Below are 12840 nucleotides of genomic sequence, written 5' to 3' on the forward strand. Positions count from 1 at the left end.
CCAGCGGGTACCTTGGACCTGCCGCCCCACGAGTTCGACCTGTCATAGGCGGGGTACTCGCCCAGACACACATCAGGTGGCGAACCGAGGGGCAGCCATGGAGATCTCCGGCATCATCAGCGCAATGGTGATCGGCGTCGTCATCGGCGCGCTGGGACGGCTCGTCCTGCCAGGCCGGCAGCGTATCGGCATCCTGTGGACGATCGTGGTGGGTATCGTCGCCGCCCTCGTCGGCTCCGCCATCGCTGCCGCCCTTGGCGTCGCGGACTCCGAGGGCATCGACTGGATCGAATGGCTGATCCAGATCGCTCTCGCCGTCGCGGGTGTCGCCGCGCTCGACCGCCTGAAGTCCCGGCACTGACGACACCCCGGCAGGAGCTGAAGAGGTGGGCCTGCGGCATTGAGCCGCCGGCCCGTCTGCGTGACTGTCAGCGGATGCCGGTGAAATCCGTTCCCACGATGAGGGTGACGATGCCCGGCGTGCTCTCCACATCGGGCTTTGTCTCGGCACCGGATACCCGGGAGGCGAGGACCCCGGCCTGTGCTTCGAGGCCCTGGGGGTAGGTGACCGTGGTCTTCTCCGCGGAGGCCGGCGCGTTACCGGTGCCGGTGATGCCGTAGCCCGCGGTCCTCAGCGTTTCGGCGACCTTGGCGGCCTGGCCGGGCACTCCGCTGCCGTTGAGGACCTGCACGCGCACCGTAGCGGCGTAGACCGGCCCCTTGGCGTCGGCCTCCAGCTTCTCCTCGTCGACCTCCTGGTCTTCGGCCAGGGAGGTGAACAGGTCGGCGGCCTGCGGATACTGCCAGACCACGTTGGCCTTGTCGCTGGGTACGTCCGCCTCACGTCCGTAGTTCGGCACGGTAAGGAAGGTCAGCCGGTCGCCCGGGATGTCCTTGATCTCGTTCGCGAGGCCGGACAGCGGCTTGATCCCCGCCAGTTTCTCGTCCGTTGTCAGGGACTTGGTGGCCGAGTCCAGGAAGCCGTACAGAGCGGTCGGACTGGTGAGCTTGTCCTTGGCTTTGGCAGCGAGGGCTTCCATGAACTCCTGTTGGCGGCCGATACGTCCGATGTCCGAGCCGTCACCGACGCCGTAACGGGTGCGCACGTATCCGAGGGCCTCTTCGTCCTTGACGGTCTGACAGCCGGCCTCCAGGTCCACGTGTGCCTTGTCGTCGTGTATGGCCGCCCTGGGGCAGACCTCGATGCCGTCGAGGGCGTTGACCATGCCCTTGAAGCCCTGGAAGTCGACGGACATGAAGTGGTCGATATGCAATCCGGTGGTCTGCTCCACCGTCTTGATCGTGCAGGCAGCGGCTCCTGAGACCTCGCCGCTCGATCCCCCGATGGCGAAGGCCGCATTGATCTTGGATTGCTGCGGCGTGGACATGGTCCCGTTGCCGTGTTCGCAGGCCGGAATGCTCACCCAGGAGTCCCGCGGCAAAGACACCACCGTGGCCCATTTCCTGTCCGCGGACAGATGCATGACCATCAACGTGTCCGACTGCATGGTGGTCAGACCCTTGCCGTATTTCGCATTCTCGCCGTCCCGGGAGTCGGACCCCACCACCAGGATGTTCTTTGAGCCCGGACTCTGGTTGACCGGCCGGTCGACCCCCAGCTTGTTGTCCACTCCGGCGGAGCTGATGTTCCCGTCAAGCCCTTGGTAAACCCAGGCCACCGTGCCGGCCGTCGCCAGCACGAGCACGGCCACCGCCCCGCCGACCCACATCGCTATTCGCCCGCGCCGGGTCAGCCGCCCCGGCCTTTCTCCGCCCCCGCGACGCCGGGACGGCTGTGTTCGGCGACCATGCCGCCCGCTGTCCTTCGTATCCACCCTGCCGACCTCCGGGCCCTCACGCTCGTGCATCTCGACCGCCGCTCGCGGCCCCTGAACTCTACAGCCGTGTAGAAGGAAGCCTGATTCGTCACCGCATGCGGCCACTCATCCGTAGGTGGCGGCCTCCAGAACAAGGAACAGGGCGATCGCCGCATTGAGCCGTTGGCGCGTACGCGGCGGGAGGTGCTGGTGTCTCGGGGTGTGGTCATCAGGCGGCGGCTTCCTGTGCGAGGCGGGTGCGGATGAAGTCGGTGAGAGCGTGGGCTGGAATGCGGCGGGGGTACGTGACGCCACCGACCGCGATGCAGGTGGGCCGCACCCTTGGAAAGAGTGCGGCCCACCGATCACGTCACCTACGGTGTCGTCGCTTCGTCGACAGCCCTGACGATGCTCAACGCCATCGCGTCGAAGTTCTCCCTGAAGAAGCTTGTCTTGTTGTAGAACCCCTCTTCGGAGAACCCGTCCCTCGAGATGAACGTCGTGGCCACCGAGGTCAGCGCCGAGTGGATGACATGCAGTTCGCGCGCGGTCAGAGTGAAGTCGCGGGTGGTCTTGTGATCACCCTTGAGCCTTTCGGCCAGACGGTCGATCTCCTCCTGACCGGCGCTCAGCTGTACGGCGAGAGCCTCGTCGGAGTATCCCCGCCCCTGAAGCGTCCGCAGCGCCTCGAGCATCAGGTCGGTCTGGGTCGACGTGAGGCGTGTCCTGAACGACCCCTCGACCTCGGTCATCTTGATCTGTGTTCTCATACCCGTCTGCCCCCCAACTGGACGGAAGTGGATCGGACTTCTCGAGGAACTTCGCCTTGGGCATCCGGTATCCGTGGATGTACCGGTCCTTGATGATGACGAGGAACCTCGTCGAAGGCGAGCTCGTACGGGAGGCTTCCCGGGCGTGGAAGTTCCGGCAGATGATTCGCGGGTTCGACAGTGACCCGCCGCTCTTCACGGCAGAGATGGGCCGCCCCACGCAGCCATAAGCGGTTCCCCTGTTCGTTACAGGCCGGACACGGGCCCGTGTCCTGGTGTGCCAGTTGGCACGTTTGCACGGCCTGGCGAAGGCAGAGGCTGCAAGTCTCCCCACATGCCGGACCGGGGCCAAAGGTCCTGAACTACCGTACGGGCAGTCGCCGATCCACCATGTGCGTACCGCGAGCTGCTGAAGTGCAATGAACCGGCCGCGCCCCGGGGGGCGGGTCAGAGGCTTGCGCGGGACAGTTGAGGATGCGGGCACCGATCACCGCAGTTGAAGTGTGCAGCGGTGCTGAGGGTCGGTGGGGTTGTTTCCTGTGAGCTGGTAGCTGCGTGGAGAAGCGGGAGCCGGTCTGGTCCTGGCCAGGCGTCGGGGAGGACTGAGCCGAACGGGCCGATCCCTGGCGGCCGCGCCCGGGCCTGTCCCCACCGACGCGAGCAGCTGCGGGACGTGGCATTACGCGACCGGGTCCAGCGGCGACCGGGTACAGTGCGCGCCGGCAGTCTGGTTACTTGAGGAGGGGAAGCGTGACCGACACCAGCGAAACCCGGTCCGTGGACGGTGCGGCGCATGCGACCCATCAGGGTCGACTGCGCCGCCTGATGCGTTACATCCCTTTGATCGCCCCCGTCCTGCTGTGGACTGTGCCCTGCTGGGTGCTGCTGCACGCCGGCCAGCACTGGCCGCCTCCCGTGGCGCTGGGCGGCACCGCCCTGTTCGTCCTCGGTCTGATCGTTATGCCGCTCGCGATGGCGCGCGGGCACGGCCGGCGACAGCAGGACTGGGCGGCGATCATCGGAGACACCCTCCTCGGAGTCAGCTGGGTACTGTTCACCTGGTCCGTCCTGCTCGGCGTCCTGCTGCGCCTCGCCCTGACCGTGACCGGCGTAGGCGACGGGCAGTACCGGGCCCGGATCGTCACTTGGGTAGTCCTCGGCGTAGCCGCCGTGCTGCTCGCCTGGGGGTACGCCGAGGCCCGCCGGGTGCCACGGGTGCGCCAGCTCGACGTACAACTCCCGCGCCTGGGGGCCGGCTTGGATGGCACCCGCGTCGTCCTCATCACCGACACCCACTACGGTCCGCTCGACCGTGCCCGCTGGTCGGCGAGGGTCTGCGCGAAGGTCAACACACTTGAGGCCGACCTGGTCTGCCACACCGGCGACATCGCGGACGGCACGGCCGAACGCCGCCGCGCCCAAGCCGCTCCCCTCGGCACCGTGCAGGCCACCCGGGCCCGGGTCTACGTCACCGGGAACCACGAGTACTACAGCGAGGCCCAGGGCTGGGTCGACCTGATGGACGAGCTGGGCTGGGAGCCGCTGCGCAACCGTCATCTGCTGCTCGAACGCGGCGGCGACACCCTTGTTGTCGCCGGCGTGGACGACGTCACCGCCGAGTCCTCCGGCCTGCCCGGTCACCGCGCCCACCTCGCCGGAGCCCTGAACGGCGCCGACCCCGACCTGCCCGTCCTGCTCCTGGCCCACCAGCCCAAGTTCGTCGACCGGGCCGCAGCAGGCGGCATCGACCTCCAGCTCTCGGGCCACACCCACGGCGGCCAGATCTGGCCCTTCCACCACCTCGTCCGCATCGACCAGCCCGCCCTCGCCGGCCTCAGCCGCCACGGCACCCGCACCCTCCTGTACACCAGCCGCGGCACCGGTTTCTGGGGCCCGCCGTTCCGCGTCTTCGCCCCCAGCGAGATCACCCTGCTCGTACTCCGCTCCCCGCAGCGGCCTCCCGCACCACCCCTGTGAGCGGGGCCTCCGGTAACCGGCTCTCCGGATGAGCTGTGATCGAGACTCCCCCCTTCGCCGCGGCAGTCGTTCCCGGTATTCACAGCCATGCCACAGGCGCACACCTGACACTCGCAACGGGCCACTGTCCGCCTGCGGTCAGGGCTGCGTATGTGGAGCGGCCTTCCGAAGCTGACGGGGCACAAGGGCTGGGGCGAGCTCGCGCCATTCGCGCTCCGGCAGTACCGCAGGGTCGGCGGTCAGTACTTGCAGGCAGACGTGGTCGGCTCCTGCGTCGAGGTGCTGTTGAACGCGTCGGCGGATCACGTCCGTGTCCCCGTAGGCGACGATCGCGTCCACCAGCCGTCGGCTGGGGCCGCCGACGATGTCCTCGTCGCCGAAACCGAGCCGTCGCACGTTCGCCTCCTGGTGCGGTGCCGTGGAGACGTATGCGGCGACGTGTGCCGTGGCCGCCTCCCGGGCCCGGCCGAGGTCGGTGTCCAGTACGACGGCCTGCTCGACCCCGAGAAACGCGTGCGGCCCCATGATCCGGCGTGCCCGTGCGGTGTGCTCGACAGGTACGAAATACGGGTGCGCGCCCCAGGTGCGTTCGGCGGCCAGCGCAAGCATCTTCGGGCCGAGGGCGGCCAGTACGCGGCGCGGAGCCGGGTCAGGTATCGGGCCATGGGCGGGTACGGCGTCCATGGCTTCCAGATAGGTGCGCATCGTGGTCACCGCTCGGCCGCGGGCCGGCATGGGATAGCCGTCCAGTTGATGCACGGTGTCGTCGACCCGGTGCCCGCCCAGGCCGAGTACATAGCGCCCGGGGAAGGCCTCGCCGAGCGTGCGCGCCGCGGTGGCGGTGGCGATCGGGTCCCGGAAGGCGATATTGGCTATACCGGACGCGACGGAGATGCGACGGGTTGCCGACAGCAGCAGCCACGCCTGGCCCACCGTGTCGCGGCCGAACGATTCCCCGTACCAGATGGCTCCGTAACCCAACTCTTCCATCTCCGCAGCTGATTCGCGCACGATCCCGGCGGGCTGTCCTTCATAGGAAAAGGTCCAGATCCCGACCTGGCCGAGCTCGCTCCGTGTGCCGTCCGGCATCTGCGCTCCTCACGCCAACATTCCGGAGAACCTCTCCGGTTTCAGTCCGCTACGATACGGAGAAGTTCTCCGCTTGGCTACACCGTGAAGAAGCGGTAGATGCGGGAGATGACCGAAGGGCAGGAGGACAGGACGATGAGGCCCAGGCAAAGCCCTACCTCCGCTCAACCACCGCGGCGCACCGACGCGCGACTCAACCGGGAACGCCTTGTTGCCACGGCGTGGGAAGTGTTCGCCGAAGCCGGCCCCGGAGCGTCTCTCAACGAGATCGCCCGCCGGGCCGGAGTGGGGCCCGGGACTCTCTACCGGCACTTTCCGAACCGTTCGGCCCTGCTCACCGCCGTACTCAGGGACCGGGTCGAGACACTGTGCGAGCAGGCGGAAGGGCTGCTCACCTCGGACTCCGCCGACGACGCCCTGGCTCAATGGCTGCGCGCATTCCTGGCTCATGCCCGTGCCAACCACGGCATGGGGAGCGCCCTGATGGTCGACGAACCCGGCGCGCTGGGCCTCAACTGTCATCAACTGATCCTGGACGCGGCGGCCGGTCTGCTCACTCGGGCTCAGCAGCTGGGCACAGCTCGCGTCGACCTGGCCGCCGACGACCTGGTTCAACTCGTCGTCGGAATCGCACTGTCCACGGCCCACCGCTCGGACCGCGGACAGCCCGAGCGGCTGCTGGCTCTGATGCTTGACGCCATACACGGGACACCGCACCGGGGCGGGTAAGTGATCTCCGCGTGCTCTGCACGTGAGCTCGTACCGGCCGGTGCGCGTCAGCTTGTATGCCGACACTCCTTCCTCACCCGTTTGTCGGCCTCGTCCTCAGCTCGGGCGGCGAGGTACTCGGCCCAGTCCCGTCCGGCGTAGGCGACCCAGCCAAGCGCGGTGTGGCGGTGCATCCCACCGGCGGCTGGACCCTCACTCTCGATGACGGTGCCGCCGAAGGTGAGGCGGTCGACGGCGGCGGCGCGTTGCCGGGGGTCGGCGAAGGGACCGCCCGCCACCCTCCCGGCGACGGGCCGCCCCCGTCATCACGCGGTTACGCCGCGCTTACGGAGAAGCTCGGCCCCTCGCCTTCCAGGTCGTCGAGGTATGTCGCGCGTCCGGTCATGGCATCGTCGGGGCCACGGTGCCGCCGGACACGAGCGGCCCGGCGCCGGTCCTGAACGTACGGTCATTCGCGACGAGTCGTAGGCCACCGATGCGTCCCTCGGCGATGACTACGAGATCCGTCCCCCGGTAGTACTCAGCCACCTGCGCGACCACCCCGACCCGGACCATCGCGGCGAATGCCCAGCGGACGCCGGATGTCTTCTGCGTGGCACCGGCCTCGGCCACGGACACCGCCCGGATGCGGGCCGCCGCGACGGGGGACGATCCCTGCGATCTCGGCGGCCAGTTCTGCTGAGCCCAGCAAACGGCACTGCGGGTAGTCCGACAGCACTCGGCGAGTCACTCTCTCACAAGTCGCTTCCCGGGCCCCAGATCCCCTGAGCACGTGAAATTCCTGATGGCTTCGGTCATGTACTGGCGTCCGGCTGCACCCGTCAGCTTGTCCGTCAACTCCTTCCCCTTTCTCGCCGGCAGGTCGGCGCAGGCGGAGCCCAGGCCACGGGGGCTCCAGCCGAGGACGTTCTGAAATTTCTTCAAACATCTTGTCAACAATCTGGTTGATGACCTAGCTTCCCTGCATACCCCCAATTCACCGAGGAGTGACCGATGCCTGCCGAAGCAGTTGCCCGGAGCCGCGGGGTGCACCGTCACGGCTCCCAGACCGCGCTTCCTTGCCTGTTCATGCGAGGCGGCACGTCACGGGGGCCGTTCTTCGACGCGCGACTGCTGCCCGAGGACACCAGGCTCCGAGACGCCGTACTGCTGGCCGCACTGGGATCACCCGATCCGCGCCAGATCGACGGCATCGGCGGCGGGCACCCGTTGACCAGCAAGGCCGGCATCGTGGGGCCGGGAACGGAACCCGGCATCGATGTGGAGTGGACCTTCGTCCAGGTGCAGCCCGGCGGGGACACCGCCGACACCTCCTCCAACTGCGGCAACATGCTGGCCGCCGTGCTGCCGTTCGCCGTCGAGACCGGCATGGTCGTCCCCGACACCGACCGCACCACAGCCCGCGTCCGCACCCGCAACACCGCGATGGTCGCCGACATCACCGTCGCCACCCCGAAAGGACCCGACGGTACGCGGCACGTCGATTACCGCGGCCAGGCCCGCATCGACGGTGTCCCCGGCTCCGCCGCTCCGGTCGAGATCGGGTTCCTGGACACAGCCGGCTCCGTCGCGGGCTCCCTGCTCCCCACCGGGCGCACGCGCGACACCGTCGACGTACCCGGAACCGGCGCCGTCGAGGTCACCCTGATCGACAACGGCCAGCCCCTGGTGATCGTGGCGGCCGGGCGCCTGGGCGCCACCGGCTACGAGACACCGGCACAGATCGACGCCGACGACCGGCTCAAGGCACGGGTCGAGGCCCTGCGCCTGGTCTGCGGCGAAGCCATGGGCCTGGGTGACGTCACGGAGAAGAACTACCCGAAGATGACGTTGGTGGCGCCGCCGCAGCAGGGAGGCACCCTCTCCACGCGCAGCCTCATCCCCCGGGTGTGCCACCAGTCCATCGGCGTGCTGGCGGCCGTCACGGCCGCGACCGCCTGCGTACTCGAAGGCAGCGTCGCCCGCGACGTCGCCGCCGACGTGTCCGGCACGGAGCCCACCGTCTGCGTCGAGCACCCGTCCGGCGAGTTCAGTGTCACCCTCGGCACCGACCCGAGTGACCCCCAGCTCGTCACGCGCTCCGCGCTGCTGCGCACCGCCCGGCTCATCATGGCCGGCGATCTGCTCGTCCCCCGATCCATTTGGGATCCCGCCCCCGCTACTTTTCAGGAGAACGCCGCGTGATCATCGACGTCCATGGCCACTACACGACGGCGCCCGCCCAGCTGGGGGTCTGGCGGGAGGCCCAGACCGCCGCGCTCACCGACCCGGCCCAGTCACCCCGTCCGACCGGGCCCGTCATCAGCGACGACCAGATCCGCGAGTCCGTCGAAACCAACCAGCTGCGTCTGATGGACGATCGCGGCATCGACGTCACCGTCTTCTCACCACGCGCCTCGTTCATGGCCCACCACATCGGCGACTACGCCACCTCCTCCGCCTGGGCCCGCGTCTGCAACGACCTGTGCCATCGCGTCAGCGAGCTGTACCCCGAGCGATTCGCCCCCGGAGCCATGCTGCCGCAGTCACCGGGAACCGATCCGGCCACCGTCATCCCCGAACTCGAACGTGCCGTGCTGGAGCTGGGCGCCGTCTCCGTCAACATCAACCCGGACCCCTCCGGTGGCCACTGGACCGCACCACCGCTGACCGACCGTTCCTGGTACCCGGTGTGGGAGAAGCTCACCGAGCTGGACGTACCGGCCATGGTGCACGTCTCCACCAGCTGTAATCCGGCCTTCCACACCACCGGGGCGCACTACCTCAACGCCGACACCACCGCGTTCATGCAGCTTCTGGGCGGGGACCTGTTCGCCGATTTCCCTGAGCTGCGTCTCATCATCCCGCACGGCGGCGGCGCCGTGCCGTACCACTGGGGACGTTTCCGGGGCCTGGCGCAGGCGCTCGGTAAGCCGGAGGCGGTGGAGTCACTGTTGCGCAACGTCTTCTTCGACACCTGCGTCTACCACCAGCCAGGCATCAACCTGCTGCTGGACGTGGTTCCGCATGCCAACATCCTCTTCGCCTCCGAGATGATCGGGGCCGTGCGTGGCATCGACCCGCACACCGGCCATCACTTCGACGACACCCGCCGCTACCTGGAGAACGCGGGCCTGTCAGGCGAACAACTGACCGCGATCGAGGAGGGGAATGCCCGGCGTGTCCACCCCCGTCTGGACGTCCGCCTGACTGCCCAGGGCCGCTGACCCCCGGCCCACCCACAGCCCAGGCCTTCGATCACGCACGACAGCGCAAGGAGCCACACCATGCACGAACTCGGAATCGTCCACCGGAACACAGACCGCGCCGACCGCGCGGCGGTCGAGGCGCTGTCCCGCTTCGGCGTCGCCACGGTCCATGAGGCCATGGGCCGACTCGGCTTGCTGCGTCCCTACATCCGGCCTGTCTACGAGGGTGCGAAAGTCTGCGGAACCGCTGTCACCGTGCTGCTGCAGCCCGGCGACAACTGGATGCTGCATGTGGCCGCCGAGCAGGTGCGGGAGGGCGACGTGGTCGTCGCCGGCTGCACCACCGAGAGCGAGGACGGCTTCTTCGGTGAACTGCTCGCCACCTCCCTGCGCGCCCGCGGAGCCATGGGGCTGGTCATCGACGGCGGCTGCCGCGACGTCGACGAGTTGCGGCAGATGGACTTCCCCGTCTTCGCCCGTGCCGTCAACGCCAAGGGCACCGTCAAGGCCACGCTCGGTTCGGTCAACGTTCCCGTCGTTGTCGCCAACGCCCTGGTCAACCCGGGTGACGTGATCATCGCTGACGCCGACGGCGTCGTAGTGGTCCCCGCCGCCCGGGCCGCCGCGGTCGCCGAGGCCGCCGCCGGGCGTGAGGCCGTCGAGGAGAGTAAGCGACAACGGTTCAAGGCAGGAGAACTGGGCCTGGACATGTACGCCATGCGCGGGCCCCTGGCCGAGCTCGGCCTGACCTACGTCGACTGACGGCACGAGGAGCATTCGATGACTGACCAGGTCTTCACCGTCACCCCCGGCTGGCTCGACTGGTACCACGACCCCGCCAAGCCCGCCTTCGCCCTGCCGGCGGGGGCTGTGGACGCCCACTGCCACGTATTCGGCCCCGCCGCCGAGTTCCCCTTTGCGGCCGAACGCAAGTACACGCCCGTCGACGCTTCCAAGCACGACCTGTTCGCCCTCCGCGACCACCTCGGCATCGAGCGCAACGTCATCGTGCAGGCCACCTGCCACGGTGCTGACAACAGCGCTCTCGTGGATGCCCTGCGCACGGCAGGCGACCTGGCCCGCGGGGTGGCCACCGTTCGTCCCGACGTGAGCGACGAGGAACTACGGCGCCTGCACGACGCGGGAGTGCGGGGTGTGCGCTTCAACTTCGTCCGACGCCTGGTGGACGCCGCGCCCACCGAGGCGCTGACGACCATCGCCCGCAGGATCGCCCCGCTGGGATGGCACGTCGTCCTCTACTTCGAAGCTCCGGACCTGGCAGACCTGGAGACGTTCTTCGCCTCCCTGCCGGTTCCGCTCGTCATCGACCACATGGGCCGTCCCGACGTCACCCTGAGCCCGGACGGGCCCGAATTCGCGCGCTTCCTGCGCTTCGTCGAGACCAACGACGTCTGGGTCAAGGTCTCATGCCCCGAGCGCCTGACAGTCAGCGGACCGCCCGCCCTGGGCGGCGAGCGCCAGGCCTACCGCGATGTCGTGCCGTTCGCACGCAAGGTCGTCGACGAGTTCACCGACCGGGTTCTGTGGGGCACCGACTGGCCCCACCCCAACCTCAAGAACCACATGCCCGACGACGGCCTGCTCGTGGACCACATCCCGCATGTCGCCACGACACCTGCCCGGCAGCGGGCCCTGCTGGTCGACAACCCCCGTCGTCTGTACTGGCCCGCAGAGGCCGGCTGACCGCAAGACCTTCGGCCCGGCAACGGTGCCGCGTCCCCCTCCCCAGGAGCGTGCAGTGCAGCACACCACCAACGCGGCCAACCGGCTCGACCGGTTGCCCATATCGAGATTCCACAAGACCACCCTCTGTGCGGTGGCGTTCGCCTACTTCTTCGAGTTCGCGGACATCAACACCTTCGCCATCACGGCCCCCGTGGTACGCGAACACTGGGGTGCCGATGTCAATAACATCGCTTATGTGACCTCGTTGTCCTTCGTCGGCATGTTCATCGGGGCTGTCGTCGGCGGCGGACTGGCCGACCGGCTGGGACGCAGGCGCACGCTCACCCTGACCACGCTGTGGTTCACCGTGTGGTCCTTCGCATGCGTCTTCGCCTGGGACATCTGGTCCCTCGGCGTCTTCCGCGTACTGACCTCGGCGGGCCTGTCCGCGATGACCGTCGTCGCCGTCGTCTACATCAGCGAGCTCTACCCACGGGCCAAGCGTGGCAAATTCCAGGCATACGCCATCACCATCGGCATCTGCGGCACACCCGTCACCAACCTCATCGCCTCCATGGTCGTGCCGATGTCCGACTGGTCCTGGCGCCTGGTCTACCTATGGGGCTCGCTCGGCGTGTTGTTCCTGCTCTTCGTGCGGAAACTCGAGGAGTCCCCGCTGTGGCTCGAGTCCCGAGGCCGCCACGAGGAGGCCGACTCCGTCCTCGAGCGGATCGAGGCGGGCGCGGTAGCCGAACACGGCGAGTTGCCTCCCGCTCATGACCCGCAGCCCCAGGTCCCGGCAGGCAGGACCGGTCTGGGCATGCTCAAGGACCGGAAGTTCCTGTTCCCCACGATCCTGCTGTCGGTCCTGTGGATCACCCAGACCATCGGCTTCTTCGGCTACTCCAGCTGGGCGCCGACACTGCTGGCCGCCGAGGGCGTCAGTGTGGAGGACTCGATCTTCTACGTCGCCCTGACGACGGTGGGCGCCCCGCTCGGCTCCTTCCTCGCGGCGATGGTCACCGACCGGTTCGAGCGCAAGTGGTGCCTGGTGGTATTCGGGCTGATCATCGCCGCGTCCGGCCTGATGTACGGACTGACCTTCACCCCGGTACTGATCGTCGTCTTCGGGTTCCTGGTCAACCTCTTCGAGCGCGGCTACACCGCCCTGGCCTACGCGTACTCGCCAGAACTCTATGACACCCGCGGCCGTTCGCTCGGCACCAGCATCGCCTACGGCCTGGGACGGCTGTCGAACGCAGTCGGCCCGCTGATGATCGCCGGCATCTACAACGGCGTCGGCTACGAGGCGGTCTTCATATTCATCGCCGGAACGTGGACCGCCGGAGCCATCGTGCTGGCCCTCTTCGGCCCGGCCACGCGCCGCCGACGCCTGGCGGCGCAGGAGAAGCAGAAGGCCGTCCAGGCGGCATCCTGAAGCGCCGGGATCACGACAGGCACAGCTCGGGGTGGGGGGGGGGGGGGGGGGCGGGGCGCCCCCCCCCCCCCGGCCGGGCGGCGAGGCCCGCAGCCCGAGACCACGCCGAAACACAGGAGGGAGGGGGCGGGGGAGCGGCCCCCCCC

Annotated in this window: 12 protein-coding genes; 8 read left to right on the forward strand and 4 right to left on the reverse strand. The window is 68.5% G+C overall.

Translation table 11 applies throughout. The features are described from left to right. The first annotated feature begins 97 nt into the window (after positions 1–97). Positions 98–361, forward strand: a complete 264-nt coding sequence (locus tag ACWD04_RS11370; protein WP_451130521.1) for a GlsB/YeaQ/YmgE family stress response membrane protein — start codon at positions 98–100, stop codon at positions 359–361. Positions 362–428: 67 nt separating this feature from the next. On the opposite strand, the gene ACWD04_RS11375 is transcribed toward ACWD04_RS11370, so the two are convergent. Beyond that, a complete protein-coding gene (locus ACWD04_RS11375; RefSeq protein WP_451130523.1) occupies positions 429–1730 on the reverse strand; it encodes an LCP family protein in 1302 nt (433 codons plus the stop codon). Between the two features lie 461 nt (positions 1731–2191). Beyond that, entirely contained in the window at positions 2192–2587 is a 396-nt protein-coding gene (locus ACWD04_RS11380) for a hypothetical protein (protein ID WP_451130525.1), read from the reverse strand. A gap of 750 nt (positions 2588–3337) precedes the next feature. On the opposite strand from ACWD04_RS11380, the gene ACWD04_RS11385 reads away from it, so the two are divergent. Further along, complete coding sequence (locus ACWD04_RS11385) at positions 3338–4564, forward strand: metallophosphoesterase (RefSeq protein WP_451130527.1); 1227 nt, start codon at positions 3338–3340, stop codon at positions 4562–4564. A 138-nt stretch (positions 4565–4702) separates the two neighbouring features. Here the strand turns inward: ACWD04_RS11385 and ACWD04_RS11390 are convergent, their stop codons facing one another. Then, positions 4703–5653 (reverse strand): TIGR03620 family F420-dependent LLM class oxidoreductase, encoded by a 951-nt coding sequence (locus tag ACWD04_RS11390; protein ID WP_451130529.1) that lies wholly within the window; start codon positions 5651–5653, stop codon positions 4703–4705. A gap of 135 nt (positions 5654–5788) precedes the next feature. On the opposite strand from ACWD04_RS11390, the gene ACWD04_RS11395 reads away from it, so the two are divergent. Continuing rightward, complete coding sequence (locus ACWD04_RS11395; protein WP_451130531.1) at positions 5789–6382, forward strand: TetR/AcrR family transcriptional regulator; 594 nt, start codon at positions 5789–5791, stop codon at positions 6380–6382. A 381-nt stretch (positions 6383–6763) separates the two neighbouring features. Here the strand turns inward: ACWD04_RS11395 and ACWD04_RS11400 are convergent, their stop codons facing one another. After that, a complete protein-coding gene (locus ACWD04_RS11400; RefSeq protein ID WP_451130533.1) occupies positions 6764–7000 on the reverse strand; it encodes a hypothetical protein in 237 nt (78 codons plus the stop codon). A gap of 375 nt (positions 7001–7375) precedes the next feature. Between ACWD04_RS11400 and ACWD04_RS11405 the strand changes: the two genes are divergently transcribed. The 5 genes from ACWD04_RS11405 to ACWD04_RS11425 are packed head-to-tail and all read left to right on the forward strand — an operon-like array spanning position 7376 to position 12694. Further along, positions 7376–8566 carry a 4-oxalomesaconate tautomerase gene (locus ACWD04_RS11405; protein WP_451130535.1) on the forward strand — a complete coding sequence of 397 codons (1191 nt, stop codon included), beginning with the start codon at positions 7376–7378 and terminating at the stop codon, positions 8564–8566. Next, positions 8563–9588: an amidohydrolase family protein gene (locus ACWD04_RS11410; RefSeq protein ID WP_451130537.1), complete on the forward strand. Its 1026-nt coding sequence runs from the start codon at positions 8563–8565 to the stop codon at positions 9586–9588. Before ACWD04_RS11405 ends, ACWD04_RS11410 begins: the two co-directional genes overlap by 4 nt. A 60-nt stretch (positions 9589–9648) precedes the next feature. Continuing rightward, entirely contained in the window at positions 9649–10332 is a 684-nt protein-coding gene (ligK, locus tag ACWD04_RS11415) for a 4-carboxy-4-hydroxy-2-oxoadipate aldolase/oxaloacetate decarboxylase (protein WP_451130539.1), read from the forward strand. Positions 10333–10350: 18 nt separating this feature from the next. Next, positions 10351–11274: an amidohydrolase family protein gene (locus ACWD04_RS11420; protein ID WP_451130541.1), complete on the forward strand. Its 924-nt coding sequence runs from the start codon at positions 10351–10353 to the stop codon at positions 11272–11274. 55 nt (positions 11275–11329) lie between these two features. Further along, positions 11330–12694 carry an MFS transporter gene (locus ACWD04_RS11425; protein WP_451130543.1) on the forward strand — a complete coding sequence of 455 codons (1365 nt, stop codon included), beginning with the start codon at positions 11330–11332 and terminating at the stop codon, positions 12692–12694. Positions 12695–12840: the final 146 nt, after the last annotated feature.

This window comes from Streptomyces sp. NPDC002911, assembly GCF_053591835.1.